The organism is Bradyrhizobium sp. USDA 3650, assembly GCF_054057395.1.
Window position 1 is genome coordinate 3,497,751 of the sequence record NZ_JBSRZG010000001.1, and the last position, 15,847, is coordinate 3,513,597.

Below are 15,847 nucleotides of genomic sequence, written 5' to 3' on the forward strand. Positions count from 1 at the left end.
CGGGTTGGTTCCATCGACGCAACCCTCTGCAACTTCTAGTAAATACGTACTTCTACCGTCAGCCGGCCTGCCTAAAACTTTACCCTTTTCCTTTCAGATGCAGTCACCGTTTGGGCCCTGAGCCACAAACGGCATGCGATTGCCTGGTCTTGCGTGCGCCCAGTTTTCCGATGTTGCCGGGGCGACTTCACGCACTTTGTAATGGGAATTGGGGGACTTCGATGCTGAATCGTCTGACCGTATCCGCGCTGCTGAAGGCGGTGATCGCGATCACGTCGGTCTGCGTGGTGATCGCACTGTCGCTCACCGCCTACGAGTCCTGGGATCGCCTGAAGACCGCCAACCGCATCTCGCAGATAGCCGACACGTCCGCCGATCTGTTCAAGGCGATGCACAATCTGCGCACCGACCGCTCGACTACGGTCCGCCTCCTGAACGCGACCGAGCCGATGGACGGCGAGATCGAGAAATATCTGCGCGCCCTGCGCGATGCCCAAATGCCCGCCATGGCGCGCGCGATCGAGCTGCTGCCGGCCATGGACTTTCCGCAATCGGGCACGCTGGTGCCGGAGCTCGCGCGCCTCTACAAGCTGCTGATCGAAGAGCAGAAGCAGTTCTGGGAGGATGTCGCCAAGCCGAAGGACCAGCGCCGCGCCGGCCTGCCCAAGGAATACATGGAGACGACGCAGGGCCTGCTCGACACGCTCGACAAGCTCTCGAACACGCTGGCCGCCACCGTCAATCACCTGGACGCCGCGATCGACCAGCTCCTGTCGATCAAGCAGAACGCCTGGCTGCTCCGCAATACCGCAGGCGAGGCGTCGCTGATCGTCTCGACCGGGCTTGCCGCCGGCAAGATCACGCCGGAAGGCCGCTACGCCTATACCCAGCATGTCGGCGGCACGAGCGCGATGTGGAAGGCGCTGGAGTTGTCGACGTCCGGCATGCAGTTGCCGGCGGGGCTCGCCGCCGCGATGGCCTCCGCCAAGACCTCCTATTTCGAGCCGCAATATCTGGCCTTGCGCGACCGTCTCGCGGACGCGCTGGTCAAGGGTGAGAAGCCCGAGATGACGGCGAACCAATGGAGCCCGCTCACGGTCGGCCGCATGGCGAGCGCGGTCGCCGTGGCAGAAGGTGCGCTTGATGCTGCCAAGGTCCACACGCAGGAGCAGCGCGGCGCCGCAGAGCGCGCACTGATCGTGCAGCTGACGCTGCTGGCGCTCGCCGTGGGGCTTGCCGTCGGCGCGATCATGCTGGTCAGCCGCCGCGTCATCACCCCGCTCAACACCATCCGGGACGCCATGCTGAAGGTCGCCGGCGGCGACCTTGCCGTCGATAGCGGCTATCTCGATCGCAACGACGAGATCGGCGCGCTTGCCGGCGCGCTGGAGACTTTCAAGCAGCAGGCCAACGAGAAGCTCACGATCGAGGCACAGGAGCGCGAGCGCAATGCGGGCGCCTCGGCGCGCCAGCGCGCGGTCGAGACCTATGTCGGCGAGTTCGAGGGCGCGGTGCGCAAAACGCTCGGCGAATTGAGCGAAGCCTCCGGCGAAATGCGCAAGACCTCGGGCGATCTCTCCGCGGTGTCGCGGCAGACCAACGACCGCGTGCAGGTCGCGGGCAAGGCCTCCAATGACGCCTCCATGAGCGTCGACAGCGTCGCCGCCGCCGCGGAAGAGCTCAGCGCCTCGATCAACGACATCAGCCAGCAGGCCGCGCATGCCGCAGGCATCGCCAGCCGCGCCGTGACCCAGGCGCGCGACACCGACGGCACCGTGCAGGGACTTCAAAAGTCGGCCGGCCGCATCGGCGAGGTCGTCGGCCTGATCAACACCATTGCGCAACAGACCAATTTGCTCGCGCTCAACGCCACGATCGAGGCGGCCCGCGCCGGCGATGCGGGGCGTGGCTTTGCCGTGGTCGCCTCCGAGGTGAAGTCGCTGGCGAGCCAGACGGCCAAGGCGACCGAGGAGATCTCCGAGCAGATCGCCGACATCCAGAAGGTCGCGGGCGACGCCATCAGCGCGATCCAGACCATCGGCGGCATCATCGGCGAAGTGAACGAGGTCGCGACCGCAATCGCCGCCGCCGTGCAGGAGCAGGGGGCGGCCACGCAAGAGATCACCCGCAGCACCCAGTTTGCGGCGCAGGGCACCAAGAACGTCTCGGACAACATCACCGGCGTCAAATCCGATGCCGACGCTGCCGCTGCCGCCGCTGACAACGTAAAACACGCCTCCGAAATGCTGGAGAGCCAGAGCCGCCAGCTCGGCCATGAGGTCAGCGACTTCCTCGGCAAGATCCGCGCGGCGTAGGGTAGACCGTTAAAGAGACACCGCGCCCACACTCTCGGTGTCGTCCTGGTGAAAGCCAGGATCCATAGCCACCGGCTCCGCAATAGGCCGGCTGGTGGTCAGCGGTGTGGGGGCAACATCGGCATTTGGGGTAATGGGTCCTGGCTTTCGCCAGGACGACGTTGAGGGCTACTCCTTCGCCACTACCGGCACTTGGCGGAATCTTGCGCGCACCGAATCCGGCAACGGGGAGAAATTCATCGCGACACCGCGGCGGTCGTTGGCATTGCGGCTGGCGACCACCAGACCGTCGGCGCCCGCGACGATGTCGCCCTTGCGCAAGGTGGGATCGTCGTCGACCTTGACCTGAGCGAGCCCGACCGGATCCTTGCCGTTGCAGGTGCAGCCTGCGACAATCTCATTGCGATAGCGGAACGCGTTGGGCAGGTCGGAATAGGATTTCCCCTTGTCCGTGGTCGCGTCCTCGATGTTGCCGCCATAGACCAGTGAGGTCTCCGACGCCGGGCAGAAGCTCTTGCAGGATTGCGCCTTGCTCTCGGAATCATTTCCCTGCGCCGGGAAATAACGTCCGTCGCAGCCGCGCACGCAATAGGCCGTGCCGCCGCCGTAAGAGGCCCGCTGGCGCGGCGTGTCGTAGCGCGGAGCGTCATCGGTCTGGAACGGCATGCGGATCTCGGGCGCCGCCCGCCCGCGGAAGCCGCCGAATAGCGCCGAGAAAAAGTCCTCCGCATGGGCCGATGGCGTCAGCGCGAGGCCGAAGGAGGCAACGGCGACCAATGCCGCCGCGCCCCCGGCGAGTTTGCCGATCGAACGTCTCTTCATGTGACCTCACTCGACCCTTAGTTCACGGCCGAATTCGAAATGTTCAGCGCCTGACGGCCCGAGGGCAGCGCCGTCACGGCCGGACGCTTGCGCACGGAATCCCCGCCTTTGGCCATCAGCGGCGCGTTCTTGGGCAGCACGACGACCTTGGCACCGACATTGACGCGGCCGAACAGGTCGGTGACGTCCTCGTTGGTCATGCGGATGCAGCCAGACGAAACGAACTTGCCGATCGTGGTGGGATCGTTGGTGCCATGGATGCGGTATTCGCTCGATCCGAGATACATCGCACGCGCGCCGAGCGGATTGCCGGGGCCACCAGCGACGAAGCGAGGCAGATAGGGTTGGCGCGCGATCATCTCAGCCGGCGGATGCCAGTCCGGCCACTCCGCCTTGCGGCTGACGCTCTGCACGCCCGACCAGGTGAAACCTTCGCGCCCGACGCCGACGCCATAACGGATGGCGCGGCCCTGGCCGAGCACGTAGTAAAGATAAGTATTGTTGGTATCGATGACGATGGTACCGGCCGGCTCGCTGCGGTCGAAGCTGACAATCTGCTTGCGCAGGCGATCGGGCAGCGCGGCATCCTCGCCGGAGGCCTGCGCGTTCGGGCTTGCATAGCCTTGGTTTGGATAGCCTTGGTTCGCATAGCCTTGGTTCGCATAGCCTTGGTTCGCATAACCCTGCGAATAGCCCTGGTCCTGCGGGTAAGCCTGATCCTGCGGATAGGTGTAGCCCATCGTCTGTGCGCTTGCGGCGCCGAATGGCACTGCCAGTAAAGCGGTTGCGAACGCGAAAGCGGTGATGCGGCGCGGCGATAAGCGGCGTCGGACTGCAGAGAACTTTGTCATGTGCTGCCCCGTTGGATGCCTGCATCAGGGTGATGCGCTGGTTCGATCAACGCGGCCGAACCGATACAAGTTCCCCGGAGCGACGCAGCAGCGACGTCACAGTCAAGCGAGCGCATCTTCACGAAGCCGCGATGGAACCCGCAGGAGGCGTGGACGTTCTCCTCTGGTCATGGGCGCGCGGACCGAAGCCTCCGTGCCGGAGAGGTATTGTGCGCGTCCTTCCCAGTGAACGTATGACTTCCGGCAACAGCGAAGGCACTCCGCTACCCGAGAGCCACGGCGAGCTCCCGCCGGTGATCCGCCGCACCGAGCTCGTCGCCTTCTCGCTCGCCGGACTGCTCCTCATCGCCATCGTCGCGGTGCTCTATGTCGGCAAGGCGTTCTTCCTGCCGGTCGTGATGGCGTTCGTCACCGGCACGATGCTTTCGCCGGCGGCGACCTTCCTCGAGAAGCAGAAAGTGCCGCGCGGGCTCGCCGCCGCCTTGATCGTGCTCGCGGTGACCGCCGTGGTCGGCTTCATCGTCGCGCTGATCGCCTCGCCAGCGATGGAATGGAGCTCGCGCCTGCCCGAACTCGGCGCGCAGCTGAAAGACAAGGTCCACGTGTTCGACCGGCCGCTGGCGCTGTGGCGAGAGCTGCAGATGATGCTCGGCGGCTCGGAGGGATTGCCAAGCTTCCAGATGCCGAAATTCGATTGGGTGCAGCCGACGATCGAATTCCTGTCACCGACGTTTACCGAATTCCTGTTGTTCTTCGTCACCCTGATCCTGTTCATCGCCAGCTGGCGGGACCTGCGACGGGCGATGATCATGACCTTCAGCGATCACGAGGCACGGCTGCGCACGCTACGCATCCTCAACGAGATCGAGGTCCATCTCGGCAACTACCTTCTGACGGTGACCCTCATCAATGTCGGCGTCGGCGTCGCCGCCGGCATTGTTTGCGCCCTCACCGGAATGCCCAATCCGGCTGGCCTCGGCGCGCTCGCGGCCACCCTCAATTTCATTCCGATCATCGGACCGGTGGCCATGTTCGCCATTCTGGTCGTGGTGGGACTGGTCACCTTCCCGACCGTCAGCGGCGGTCTGATGGCGGCGCTCGCCTTTGGCGGCATCACCTTCCTGGAGGGACATTTCGTCACGCCGACCATCATCGGCCGACGGCTGGCGCTCAATGCTCTCGCGGTGCTGCTGGCGCTGGCGTTCTGGACCTGGCTGTGGGGCCCGATGGGTGCGTTCCTGTCGTCGCCGCTGCTGATCGTCGCCCTGATCCTGAAGGAGCATCTGTTGCCGCAGGATTCGCCGCAGCTCCCGCAGGACTGACCGGTTTCCGTGAACGGAACTTACGCGACGACGAAACGTTTCCCGGCTGTCTCAATCGTCAACAGCTCGGAGCCCCCGATGTCCGCCACCAATGCCGAAGCCGGGATGAGAGACTGGACCGACAAAGCCACCCGAGAACGCCTCGAGAAGGATGTAGCAGCCGTGAAAAGCGATATCGCCGCCCTCACCGATCAGATCACCGACGCGCTCAATACTTTTGCCAACTCCTCCAGCAAGCAAGCCCGCCGCGGCTATAGCCAGGCGCGCGAAAACGTGGATTCCGCGATCGACGACATGTCGGAACGCGGCAGCGCGATGATGGGCGCGGCACAGGAGGCCTACGGCTCGATCGAGGAGACGCTGGAGGACGCGATCACGCAGCGGCCGCTCGCGACCGTCGGGCTCGCGCTCGGCATCGGCTTCCTGATCGGCGCGGTCTGGCGTCGCTGAGATCGCGAACGGGTATTAAGACGGTGGCGCAGCGGCGCCGCCGGTGCCGGCTTGTGGGGATCTGAGGAGCAAGGCCATGTTTCAGCGCATCATCGACGGGATCAGCGCATCCACCGGCACCACTGTGCGGCTGACCTCGCTGGCAGCAGGCGCGGCGTTCGCGCTCTTCATCACCACGTGCTTCCTGTGCGCGGCGGCGTTCATTTCGGTGCTCGACAAATATGGTCCGGTGCAGGCCTGCCTCGCCGGTGCAGGCATCTTCTTTCTGCTGACTCTGACCGCGGCGGTGAGCTATTGGGTCTACAAACGGCAGCTGCGCAAGCAAGCTCTTATCGCGGCCGAGCGCGCCACGAAGTCGGCGGCCTCGAGCATGCTCGCGGACCCCATGCTGCTCGCCACCGGACTCCAGATCGTTCGCGCCATCGGGATCAAGCGGCTGGTGCCGATCCTGGCGATCGGCGGCGTCGCCCTCGGAATCATGGCGAGCCGCGCCGGCGTACCCGACGATGCCTCGGCTGAACCTGCCGAGTAGCGGCTAGCGCGCGTTAGAAAATTTCGTCATAGGTCCCGCAAGCGCATCTTTCGGAATTCGACACCCGCGGGCGCCGCGCCAAATTTGCGTCGCCCGACGCGAATGTCCCTACTCACGCAAACGCTACTCGGATAGGCAGGCGGTTGCCGCTAAAAGCAGCGCCCCTGATTCCAAAAGTCATTTTTTCGATGAAACCGTCCGTCCAGGCGAACCTCGCCGCATTCCATCACGACCCCCGGCTCTATTTGACGCTCGGCATCGCCAACTGGTCGGTTTTCGTCGACCACATCCCGAACAACGTGGTCAATTTGCTGACGCTGCGTAATTTCGGCTTCAGTGGCGCCGCAGACTTGTTCGTGTTCGTGGTGGGCTATGGGGTCGCGATCATTCACGGCAGGATCGCACTGGAGCGCGGCTATGTCGTCGCGGCGACGCGCATCTTTCGCCGCGTCTGGCGGCTGTATGCCGCCTATGTCGTGCTGTTCGTGATCTATATCGACACCATCGCCTATGTCGCCTCGCAATCCAAGGCGCCCGAGATCATCCACGAATACAACATATCAGGAATTCTCGAGCACCCGCTGCGCATCCTGGTGCGTGGCCTCGTGCTCCAGGAGGAGCCGCTGAATCTCGATCTGTTGCAGCTAATGATCCCGCTGATGGCCTTCTTTCCGTTCGCGCTGTGGGGGCTGTTGCGGCGGCCGAACCTGACGCTTGCGGCATCGGTCGCGCTGTACGTCGCGGCACGGTGGTTCGACTGGAATTTTCGGGTCTATCCGGACCAGGAGTGGACCTTCAACCCGTTCTGCTGGCAGATGCTGATGGTGCTGGGCGGCTGGTTCGCCGTGACCGGTGCGTCGGGCCGCGCGCTGCACGGCCTGTCCTGGCTGCGCGTGCTTGCGGGCGCCTATCTCGTATCCGCGATGGCGATCACGCTGATGCGCCACTCGCCGGCGCTTGCCGCCTACTTGCCCAACATCGTGCTCGACAACATCACGCCGACCGACAAGGAAAACCTCGCGCCGTATCGCGTGGTCCACTTCCTCGCACTCGCTTTCATCGCGACACATCTCGTCCCGGCCGATCATCCCGGGCTGCAATGGAGATCGCTACGGGCGGTCATCCGATGCGGCGAGGAATGGCTCGCGGTGTTCTGCGTCGGCGTGTTCCTGTCCTTCGCCGGCCATCTCATCCTGATCACCGGTGCCAATCTGGTAGTGATGCAGATCGCCGTGAGTCTGGCCGGCTTCGCGGCGATGGCCGCGGTCGCATATTACATCGCCTGGTCGAAGCGGCAGGACCTGCCGGCGGCCTTGCGGCAACAGGCCTAGCCCGGCACCTTCCGATTCCGCTAGGCCGGCCATCGCGGCTGGGCTAAGCGGAGCGGCAGCGGATTGCGCGAGGAGGCCGGGCGTGGTGATGGCGAATGGCGGGAGTGAGGGAGCCGACAGCGCGCCCCGGCGCGGCCGGCCGAGGTCGATCGAGACCACCAACGCCATTCTCCAAAGCGCCTATGCGCTGATGGCCACCACCGGCCTTGCCGCCACCACCATCGACGCGATCGCGCGCCACTCCAGCGTCTCCAAGATGACGATCTACAAATGGTGGCCGTCCCGCGAAGCCTTGCTGATCGACGCCTTCCTTCATCAAGCCGCGCAGATGCTGCCGCTGCCGCCGGCAAGCTCGGGCAGCCCCGCCGCGCGCGCACGCCGCCATGCCGCCGCCTATGCCGAAGCGCTCCAGGGCGAGTTCGGCAAGGTCCAGCTCGCCGTCATCTCCGAATGCATCTCCAAGACCGGCTCCGCCGAGCTGTTCTACGCCCGCTACCTGCAATTCCGCCGCGACGCGCTGGTCGAGATGATCGCCGCCGGCCAGAGCGACGGCAGCATCCTGGCGGAAGCACCGCCCCAGGATCTCTACGACGCGATCTATGGCAGCCTGTTCTACCGCTACGTCTTCGGCATCGCGCCGATCACGCCGGCCTACGCGCGCAATCTGGTTGACCTCGTGCTGCGGCCGAAGAGCTAACCTGGAATCACCGCGCGGGCCGGATCGGTGCTGACAGCTTGTCGGTGCGGTCGCGCTCGGTCATGTCCTCGACCGTCTCCATCGGCGCGGTCAGCTCGTAGACATAGGAAACGTCGGTGAAATAGCGCTTGGCGGTGCCCCCGAGCGCCTCGGGCGCGACGCGGTCGAGCAGGATCAGGCCGAAATCCGAATCGGGGCGGCGCGTCGCTTCGCTGGTGTTGAACTCCTCCCAGCGGAAATAGAAGACCTCGCCGGCGCCCTCGTTCGTCACCGTCCAATTGGCCGTGATGTGCGGATGCTTGCCGACCAGCGACAGGCCTTCGTCGGAGTGCGAGGCGAGCTCGAAGAAAAGCAGCGAGAGGCTCTGCGCCGCGCGCGCGCTGACTGCGATATCAGGACCGGTAACGGCGATGCGGTCGGCATGCGGGATGGCGCGCGCCTCGAACAGGCCCTTCAGCTTGACACCCTGCCACTGGCTCTCGCTGAGCAGCGAGACGACGTTGGACATGGCGTGGATGCGGCCGATCAGGAGCTCGCGCGCGACATCGATGTCGGAGCCATGGCGCAGCGTGCGGGTCACGATCGACTGGATCACCGCCAGGATGTTTTTGACCCGGTGGTTGAGCTCGTCGATGACAGCGGTCAGCCGGCGCTCGAAGCCGATTCTGACCTGGATTTCCCGGCTGAGCCGCAAATTGTTGTAGGCGACATAGCCGAACAGGCCGCACACCATCGCGGTGATCGCAAAGCCGATCGCCGCCACGATGATCGCAGTCTGCTCGGCGCGGCGCGCCGAATTGGTCTTGGCGTAATAGCCGAGCTGCCAGTCGCGACCACCGAAGCTCACCGTGCGCGTCGCCGACGGCGCCGGCCCATCGGCCGCCGTCGGGCGGGCCGAGACCACGCCTTGATCGTTGGCGACCAGCTCGCCACCGTCCCGGCGCGGATCCTTCAGCGCGACCGCGAACAACGACATGTCGTCGTTGGTCAGCATCAGGGAAGAGAGCTCGTAGGAAAATGTTATGAAACCCGCCGGCTCCGTCGCGCCCTCGGGGATGACGGGAGCGGCCACAATGATGCCGATCGGCCCGTCGCCACGCAGGAGGGCAACCGGTTCTGAGGCAACCGACCTCTTCTCCACTCTGGCGCGCGTCAGCATGGCGCTGCGCACCTGGTCCTGGTCGTAACTGCGGCCGGGCAGCCCCTTGGTCTCGTTGCTGCGCGGCTCGAGATCCATCAGCACGTCGATCGGCTGGGTGACACCTGCCGGATCGATCGGCTTGTCGTCATAGCTGCGGATTCGCGGATTCGGGAAGCCGGCGCTCGCGATGGCGGCCTGCGCTGCGGCAAGCTCGTTCGGCTTCAGGCGGGCGACCCAGCCCGCCACCACGAAATCGGTCTTGAACGCGTAGATGGCCGAGCGCAGCGGCTCGAGCATGTTGGGCTTGAGCACCGACGGCGCCCGGAACAGGCCGGAGGCAACCCGCGCGAGCAGTTCGCGCTCGGTGAGCCGGTCCTGGACCAGGCTCGCATGGACGTCGATCGCGCGCGCCAGCGCGATCCGGTCCAGCGCCAGCTCCTGGTCGTGGACACGATAAGCCGCAAGCCCGGAGAGCAGGGCTCCGAGAAGAGCAATGAAGCCGATGATGAAACCCAGCCTGACCACGCGACTACTCAGGCGAAAGCAGGAGGTCGGCAATAAACACGGAGCATATGGACGCCGCTCGAACGGGCACGTGCCGAAACAGGGTGAACCCCAATGGCCGAGATAATGGAGGAGGAGGCATCGATACGCAACTTGGGTCGCCTGAGAAGCTTAAAGCCGCCCGGCCGATGGTCCGGCCGGGTTGGATTGCTCCGGGCACCGGAGGTAATCAATTGCCGTGACCGAAATTTGTTCCGCGGACACGGCTCTGCCCATGCCGTTATCCGGGGAAAACCCCTGCGCCAAGTGGTCGCGCCGGTCAGCCGGCCCGTTTCAAGCCGCCTTTGGCCTCGATGAAACCGATGATGCGGTCCATTCCCTGGCTCTTCTTCAGGTTGGTCATGACGAACGGTCGCTCGCCGCGCATGCGCCTGGCGTCCGTCTCCATCTTTTCCAAGGAGGCGCCGACATAGGGCGCCAGGTCGATCTTGTTGATGACAAGGAGGTCGGACCGGGTGATGCCGGGGCCGCCCTTGGACGGGATCTTGTCGCCGGCCGCCACGTCGATGACGTAAATGGTGAGATCGGCGAGCTCCGGGGAAAAAGTGGCAGCGAGGTTATCACCGCCGGATTCGATCAGCACGAGATCGAGCCCGGGAAACTTGGCGCGCATATCCGCCACCGCGGCGAGATTCATCGAGGCGTCCTCGCGGATCGCGGTGTGCGGGCAGCCGCCGGTCTCGACCCCGGCAATGCGATCCGGCGTCAGCGAGCCCGAGCGTACCAGGAATTCCGCATCCCATTTGGTGTAGATGTCGTTGGTGATCGCGGCGATGTCGTAGCGCTCGCGCATGGTCTTGCAGAGCAGGTCCATCAGCGCGGTCTTGCCCGATCCGACCGGACCGCCGATGCCGACACGCAAGGGACCGTGAGATTTCGACATGTAACTCACTCTCTCTTAACGTCGTCCCGGCGAAGGCCGGGACCCATAGCCACCGAACTCAGTTGATATGGCGGGCTGTGGCCACATCCCTCCATCGCCACAAAGATTTGTGGTTATGGGTCCCGGCCTTCGCCGGGACGACAGAGTGAGGCTCGTGCTCATGACCGAAACAGCCGCGTATATTGCGTCTCATGCCGCAGGCTGGCGAGGTCGGCGCGAAAATTCGCGCCGCCGAGATCGTCCAACGTCGCATTCAGCGCACGATTCGCCGTCGTGGCAACCGCGGCTTCCAGCCTCACCAGCACGCGCTGGCTGTCGGTCTGGCCGAGCGGAATGAGCCGGCTGGCCGCGGAGATCCAGTTCGAGACCAGCGCATGCAGGAAGGCGTGCAGCGTCGGCGCCAGCGGCACGCCGTGCATCGCGGCGACCACGCCAACGGCAACGGGATAGACCAGTGGCGTCCGGCATGCCGCAACCATGGCATCCAGCCCGTCGGCATCCCACGCGGCGCGGGCGATGTCGATGAAGGCACGGCCCTGCGATGTCGTCTCCAGCTGCCGCTCGCGCGACGGCACGAAGGCCGCGGCGAGCTCGGCGATATCGCTCAAGGTGTCGCCCTCACCCGCTTCAGTGGCGCGATAGGCGTGGACCAGAAAAATCGCATCGCAGAAACCCGAGCCATCGCGAAGCATCGCGTCGAGCCAGTCCGCCAGCGTCGCGACGTCGGTGATGTCTCCGGCTTCGACCGCCCATTCGATGCCGCTGGAGTAGGAAAAGCCCCCGACGGGAAACGCGGGCGACAGCCAGGTCATCAACCGGTACAGCGCCGCCGCCTCGCGCTCCGCGAGGTCGCGGGCCGCGACCGGCTCATTTGTGGTCATGAGCATGCTTGTGGCCGTGGTGATGATCGGGGTGATCGCAATGCTCGTCGTGGTGATGGTGATCGTGACCGTCGCCATGTGCGGCGTGATCATGGTGGTGATCATGACCGTGATGATCATGGTGGCCATGATCATGATGCGCGTGGTCGTCGTGTCCATGCGCATGACCGGCATCGGCATAGGCGCCGCCTTCGGGATCGAACGGCGCCTCGATCTCGATCACGCGCGCACCGAGGCCCTTCACCATGGCTTCGATGACGTGGTCGCGGCGGATGCGCAGGCCCTTGGCCATGATCTGCGTCGGCAGATGGCGATTGCCGAGATGCCAGCCGACGCGAATCAGGTGGTGCGGATCGTGGCCGCGGATCTCGAGTAACGGCTCGGGCGCGGCGACCACCTCGACCAGCCGGCCGTCCTCCAGCACCAGCGCATCGCCGCCGCGCAGTGCGACGGCATTCTCCAGGTCGAGCAGGAACTGGAGCCCCCGCGTCCCCGTCATCGCCATGCGGCGGCGGTGCCGATCGTCGAAATCGAGCACGACCGTATCCGCCGGCGCTTCCGCGAAGCGGTGTTGTCCCCTGACCTGCGTCGCCCGGATCATGCGCTTTTACCCTGTTACCGTGTCTCGACCTTCTCGGGCGTGATCACTTCGATCTTCGGCGGCGCCGTAAAACACTTCACCGCGATGCGGCCGAACGTCTTCATGTGCTCCATGGCGCGATGCGGCACCAGCGCCTCGGCATTCTCCCACTGCTCGACGAACACCATCTTGGCGGGATCGGTGACGCTCTCATGCAGATCATAGGCGATATTGCCGGGCTCTTTCCGCGTCTCCTTGATGCAGGCGGCGGCGGCTGCAATGAATTCGGCGCGCGTTTCAGGCTTGATGGTCAAGGTGGCGACGACGTAGATCACGAGAAATCCTCCCGGCTTTTCTTCTGGGCTTCAGATACCCGGCGGGACCTTAGACCAGGCGGGATCGAACGCAAAACCCGGAAAAGCAGCCCCCGGATATGCGACCAAGACATGGTCCTGAGACATGCGTTGAGGCGCTATTTCAGTACATGAAATATCGCTGCGCCATCGGCAGCACCTCGGCGGGGGCGCAGGTCAAGAGCTCGCCGTCGGCGCGGACCTCATAGGTCTCCGGATCGACCTCGATATTGGGGGTGGCGTCGTTGTGGATCATGCTCTTCTTCGAGATTCTGCCGCGGGTGTTCTGGACTGCATAGAGCTTCTTGTCGATGCCGAGCTTGCGCGCGAGGCCGCCGGTTATCGCGGCCTTCGAGGTGAACACCACGGAGGACGCGGTCATCGCCTTGCCGAAGGCGCCGAACATCGGCTGGTAATGCACCGGCTGCGGGGTCGGGATCGAGGCGTTAGGATCGCCCATGGGAGCGGCGACGATCATGCCACCCTTGACGACGCAATCCGGCTTGACGCCGAAGAAGGCCGGCGACCACAGCACGAGATCGGCAAGCTTGCCCTTCTCCACCGAGCCGATCAGCTTCGAAACGCCATGGGCGATCGCGGGATTGATCGTGTATTTGGCGATGTAGCGCTTGACGCGGAAATTGTCGTTGTCCTTGCCCTTATCCTGCGGCAGCGAGCCGCGCTGCTTCTTCATCTTGTCGGCGGTCTGCCAGGTCCGGATGATGACCTCGCCGAGGCGGCCCATGGCCTGGGAGTCCGAGGAGATCATCGAGAGGGCGCCGAGATCATGCAGGATGTCCTCGGCCGCGATGGTCTCCTTGCGGATGCGGCTTTCGGCGAACGCCAGATCTTCCGCGATCGAGGGATCGAGGTGGTGGCACACCATCAGCATGTCCAGATGCTCGTCGATGGTGTTGCGCGTGAAGGGCCGCGTCGGGTTGGTCGACGACGGGAGCACGTTCTTCAGCCCCGCGACCTTGATGATATCGGGGGCGTGACCGCCGCCGGCGCCCTCGGTGTGAAAGGCGTGGATGGTGCGGCCCTTGAACGCCTTGATGGTATCCTCGACGAAGCCGGATTCATTCAGCGTGTCGGTGTGGATCATCACCTGGATATCGTAGTCGTCGGCGACCGACAGGCAGGTGTCGATCGCTGCCGGCGTGGTGCCCCAGTCCTCGTGCAGCTTCAGCGCACAGGCGCCGGCCTTGATCATCTCGACCAGCGCGGCGGGCCGCGAAGCGTTGCCCTTGCCGGAGATGCCGAGATTGACCGGGAAGGCGTCGAACGACTGGATCATCCGCCCCATGTGCCACGGCCCCGGCGTGCAGGTGGTGGCGAACGTGCCGTGCGAGGGGCCGGTGCCGCCCCCGAGCATCGAGGTGACGCCCGACATCAGCGCGTGCTCGATCTGCTGCGGACAGATGAAATGGATGTGGCTGTCGAAGCCGCCGGCGGTGAGGATCTTGCCTTCACCCGCGATCACGTCGGTGCCGGGGCCGATGATGATGGTGACACCGGGCTGGATGTCGGGATTGCCGGCCTTGCCGATGCCGGCGATCATGCCGTCCTTGATCGCGACGTCGGCCTTCACGATGCCCCAGTGATCGACGATCAGCGCATTGGTGATGACGGTGTCCGCCGCACCCTGCTTGTTGGTGACCTGCGACTGGCCCATGCCGTCGCGGATCACCTTGCCGCCGCCGAACTTCACTTCCTCGCCGTAGGTAGTGAAATCCTTCTCGACCTCGATGATGAGGTCGGTGTCGGCCAGCCGCACCCTGTCGCCGGTGGTCGGGCCGAACATGTCGGCATAGACGGAACGCTTTATTTTGACGGACATCACAAGCCCCGTTTGCGTTTGAATTTGGGATCGGTGCTCACAGCGAGGTCCTCGCTGTGAGCACCATGTCGTCGAATGTCGTATCAAGCCAAGAGTTGCCGCCGCGGCAACCGGCGACAACCTGCTCGGCCCAGTCGGTGTAATCGACGAGGTCGTCGCGTTCCTCGGCCGTCGGATCGGAATGTACGCGCGCGCCGATATTGCTGATCTTGTCGGCGATCTTGATCAGCCTGGCGCCAGCCGATTTCTTCGGTGCGTCGAGCACCTGACGCCGCCGCCGCTCCGGCTTCGGCAGGCTCATATCGTCGGTGCACTCGTCGACAAGCGAGGCGACACGATCGGAGAATTTTTGCGCGAGCTCCTCGCGCGTGGTGCCGGTGTCCTCGATCGCATCATGCAGCCAGCCGGCGGCAACGAGTTCGGCGTCGGCGCCGTCTGTCGCGGTCGCAAGCAGGTTCGCGACCTCGGCGAGGTGGTTGATGTAAGGCTCATGACCGCGGCCCTTGCGCGCCATCCCGTTGTGACGGCGCGCGGCGAGCTCGGCGGCTTCGGAGACAAGGCGGACAGGTGACAGCATGGCAAAGTCCTCCGTTTTCGCCTCAACCGTGCCGCGCCACGCTCGTTCCTGTGGAATTCACAGCTTCCCCATTACGTCGCCGCGGAAGCCGTAGATGGTCTTCTTGCCGGCCACCGCGACGAGCTGGACGTCGCGGGTCTGGCCCGGCTCGAAGCGAACGGCGGTGCCGGCGGCGATGTCGAGGCGCATGCCGCGGGCTTTCTTGCGGTCGAACTTCAGCGCCGGGTTGGTCTCGAAGAAATGGTAGTGCGAGCCGACCTGGATCGGGCGGTCGCCGGTGTTGGCAACCGTCAGCGTCACGGTCTTGCGGCCGGCATTGAGCTCGATCTCGCCGTCCTGGATGAAGAGTTCGCCGGGGATCATGCTTCTCTCCTACCTGATCGGCTCGTGCACGGTGACGAGCTTGGTCCCGTCCGGAAAGGTCGCTTCGACCTGGATGTCGTGGATCATCTCCGGGATTCCCGGCATCACCTGGTCGCGGGTGAGGACCTGCGCACCCGCCTGCATCAGCTCGGCGACGGTGCGGCCGTCGCGCGCGCCTTCGAGGATGAAATCGGAGATGAGCGCGATCGCCTCGGGATGGTTGAGCTTGACGCCGCGATCCAGTCGGCGGCGGGCCACGATCGCCGCCATCGAGATCAGAAGCTTGTCCTTTTCGCGGGGAGACAGGTTCATGCGAAATCTCTTCCGTTCAACACTTTCAGTCGA

17 protein-coding genes are annotated in these 15,847 nt (G+C 64.7%); 6 read left to right on the plus strand and 11 right to left on the minus strand.

Features of this window, described 5'->3' with window-relative positions; all coding sequences use genetic code 11:
- The first annotated feature begins 221 nt into the window (after positions 1–221).
- Positions 222–2,315 carry a methyl-accepting chemotaxis protein gene (locus tag ACVIN2_RS16245; protein ID WP_456766310.1) on the plus strand — a complete coding sequence of 698 codons (2,094 nt, stop codon included), beginning with the start codon at positions 222–224 and terminating at the stop codon, positions 2,313–2,315.
- 168 nt (positions 2,316–2,483) lie between these two features.
- On the opposite strand, the gene ACVIN2_RS16250 is transcribed toward ACVIN2_RS16245, so the two are convergent.
- On the minus strand, positions 2,484–3,137 hold the full coding sequence (locus ACVIN2_RS16250; RefSeq protein WP_456766311.1) for a DUF2865 domain-containing protein: 654 nt from the start codon (positions 3,135–3,137) through the stop codon (positions 2,484–2,486).
- A gap of 17 nt (positions 3,138–3,154) precedes the next feature.
- Positions 3,155–3,988: a L,D-transpeptidase gene (locus tag ACVIN2_RS16255; protein ID WP_456766312.1), complete on the minus strand. Its 834-nt coding sequence runs from the start codon at positions 3,986–3,988 to the stop codon at positions 3,155–3,157.
- 209 nt (positions 3,989–4,197) lie between these two features.
- Between ACVIN2_RS16255 and ACVIN2_RS16260 the strand changes: the two genes are divergently transcribed.
- From ACVIN2_RS16260 to ACVIN2_RS16280, 5 genes are all read left to right on the plus strand, one after another.
- Complete coding sequence (locus ACVIN2_RS16260) at positions 4,198–5,310, plus strand: AI-2E family transporter (RefSeq protein WP_456766313.1); 1,113 nt, start codon at positions 4,198–4,200, stop codon at positions 5,308–5,310.
- Between the two features lie 78 nt (positions 5,311–5,388).
- Entirely contained in the window at positions 5,389–5,760 is a 372-nt protein-coding gene (locus ACVIN2_RS16265; protein WP_027570222.1) for a DUF883 family protein, read from the plus strand.
- Positions 5,761–5,836: 76 nt separating this feature from the next.
- Positions 5,837–6,292, plus strand: coding sequence for a hypothetical protein (locus ACVIN2_RS16270; protein WP_456766314.1), 456 nt, complete (start codon positions 5,837–5,839; stop codon positions 6,290–6,292).
- Positions 6,293–6,480: 188 nt separating this feature from the next.
- Complete coding sequence (locus tag ACVIN2_RS16275) at positions 6,481–7,623, plus strand: OpgC domain-containing protein (RefSeq protein WP_456766315.1); 1,143 nt, start codon at positions 6,481–6,483, stop codon at positions 7,621–7,623.
- An 88-nt stretch (positions 7,624–7,711) separates the two neighbouring features.
- A complete protein-coding gene (locus tag ACVIN2_RS16280) occupies positions 7,712–8,320 on the plus strand; it encodes a TetR/AcrR family transcriptional regulator (RefSeq protein ID WP_456769737.1) in 609 nt (202 codons plus the stop codon).
- A gap of 7 nt (positions 8,321–8,327) precedes the next feature.
- On the opposite strand, the gene ACVIN2_RS16285 is transcribed toward ACVIN2_RS16280, so the two are convergent.
- The 9 genes from ACVIN2_RS16285 to ACVIN2_RS16325 all read right to left on the minus strand — a co-directional run bounded on the left by ACVIN2_RS16285 (position 8,328) and on the right by ACVIN2_RS16325 (position 15,814).
- Positions 8,328–9,986, minus strand: a complete 1,659-nt coding sequence (locus tag ACVIN2_RS16285) for a CHASE domain-containing protein (RefSeq protein ID WP_456766316.1) — start codon at positions 9,984–9,986, stop codon at positions 8,328–8,330.
- Positions 9,987–10,284: 298 nt separating this feature from the next.
- On the minus strand, positions 10,285–10,908 hold the full coding sequence (gene ureG / locus ACVIN2_RS16290; RefSeq protein WP_456766317.1) for an urease accessory protein UreG: 624 nt from the start codon (positions 10,906–10,908) through the stop codon (positions 10,285–10,287).
- A gap of 158 nt (positions 10,909–11,066) precedes the next feature.
- Positions 11,067–11,795 (minus strand): urease accessory protein UreF, encoded by a 729-nt coding sequence (locus ACVIN2_RS16295; protein ID WP_456769738.1) that lies wholly within the window; start codon positions 11,793–11,795, stop codon positions 11,067–11,069.
- On the minus strand, positions 11,776–12,390 hold the full coding sequence (locus ACVIN2_RS16300; RefSeq protein ID WP_456766318.1) for an urease accessory protein UreE: 615 nt from the start codon (positions 12,388–12,390) through the stop codon (positions 11,776–11,778). Before ACVIN2_RS16300 ends, ACVIN2_RS16295 begins: the two co-directional genes overlap by 20 nt.
- A 14-nt stretch (positions 12,391–12,404) precedes the next feature.
- A complete protein-coding gene (locus ACVIN2_RS16305) occupies positions 12,405–12,704 on the minus strand; it encodes a putative quinol monooxygenase (protein ID WP_456766319.1) in 300 nt (99 codons plus the stop codon).
- 142 nt (positions 12,705–12,846) lie between these two features.
- Positions 12,847–14,562, minus strand: a complete 1,716-nt coding sequence (ureC, locus tag ACVIN2_RS16310) for an urease subunit alpha (RefSeq protein WP_007605426.1) — start codon at positions 14,560–14,562, stop codon at positions 12,847–12,849.
- Between the two features lie 37 nt (positions 14,563–14,599).
- Positions 14,600–15,139 (minus strand): HD domain-containing protein, encoded by a 540-nt coding sequence (locus ACVIN2_RS16315; protein WP_456766320.1) that lies wholly within the window; start codon positions 15,137–15,139, stop codon positions 14,600–14,602.
- A gap of 57 nt (positions 15,140–15,196) precedes the next feature.
- The gene (locus tag ACVIN2_RS16320; protein ID WP_007599812.1) at positions 15,197–15,502 is read right to left on the minus strand and encodes an urease subunit beta; all 306 of its coding nucleotides are present in this window, start codon (positions 15,500–15,502) and stop codon (positions 15,197–15,199) included.
- 9 nt (positions 15,503–15,511) lie between these two features.
- The gene (locus tag ACVIN2_RS16325) at positions 15,512–15,814 is read right to left on the minus strand and encodes an urease subunit gamma (protein WP_007599811.1); all 303 of its coding nucleotides are present in this window, start codon (positions 15,812–15,814) and stop codon (positions 15,512–15,514) included.
- Positions 15,815–15,847 lie beyond the last annotated feature (33 nt).

What these genes read in the sequence shown, in the direction of transcription:
- ureC (WP_007605426.1), bottom strand. Translation starts at nt 14,562, where the DNA reads ATGTCCGTCAAAATAAAGCGTTCCGTCTATGCCGACATGTTCGGCCCG.
- ACVIN2_RS16270 (WP_456766314.1), top strand. Translation starts at nt 5,837, where the DNA reads ATGTTTCAGCGCATCATCGACGGGATCAGCGCATCCACCGGCACCACT.
- ACVIN2_RS16320 (WP_007599812.1), bottom strand. Translation starts at nt 15,502, where the DNA reads ATGATCCCCGGCGAACTCTTCATCCAGGACGGCGAGATCGAGCTCAAT.
- ACVIN2_RS16250 (WP_456766311.1), bottom strand. Translation starts at nt 3,137, where the DNA reads ATGAAGAGACGTTCGATCGGCAAACTCGCCGGGGGCGCGGCGGCATTG.
- ACVIN2_RS16265 (WP_027570222.1), top strand. Translation starts at nt 5,389, where the DNA reads ATGTCCGCCACCAATGCCGAAGCCGGGATGAGAGACTGGACCGACAAA.
- ACVIN2_RS16255 (WP_456766312.1), bottom strand. Translation starts at nt 3,988, where the DNA reads ATGACAAAGTTCTCTGCAGTCCGACGCCGCTTATCGCCGCGCCGCATC.
- ACVIN2_RS16245 (WP_456766310.1), top strand. Translation starts at nt 222, where the DNA reads ATGCTGAATCGTCTGACCGTATCCGCGCTGCTGAAGGCGGTGATCGCG.
- ACVIN2_RS16315 (WP_456766320.1), bottom strand. Translation starts at nt 15,139, where the DNA reads ATGCTGTCACCTGTCCGCCTTGTCTCCGAAGCCGCCGAGCTCGCCGCG.
- ACVIN2_RS16275 (WP_456766315.1), top strand. Translation starts at nt 6,481, where the DNA reads ATGAAACCGTCCGTCCAGGCGAACCTCGCCGCATTCCATCACGACCCC.
- ACVIN2_RS16280 (WP_456769737.1), top strand. Translation starts at nt 7,712, where the DNA reads ATGGCGAATGGCGGGAGTGAGGGAGCCGACAGCGCGCCCCGGCGCGGC.
- ACVIN2_RS16300 (WP_456766318.1), bottom strand. Translation starts at nt 12,390, where the DNA reads ATGATCCGGGCGACGCAGGTCAGGGGACAACACCGCTTCGCGGAAGCG.
- ACVIN2_RS16325 (WP_007599811.1), bottom strand. Translation starts at nt 15,814, where the DNA reads ATGAACCTGTCTCCCCGCGAAAAGGACAAGCTTCTGATCTCGATGGCG.
- ACVIN2_RS16295 (WP_456769738.1), bottom strand. Translation starts at nt 11,795, where the DNA reads ATGCTCATGACCACAAATGAGCCGGTCGCGGCCCGCGACCTCGCGGAG.
- ureG (WP_456766317.1), bottom strand. Translation starts at nt 10,908, where the DNA reads ATGTCGAAATCTCACGGTCCCTTGCGTGTCGGCATCGGCGGTCCGGTC.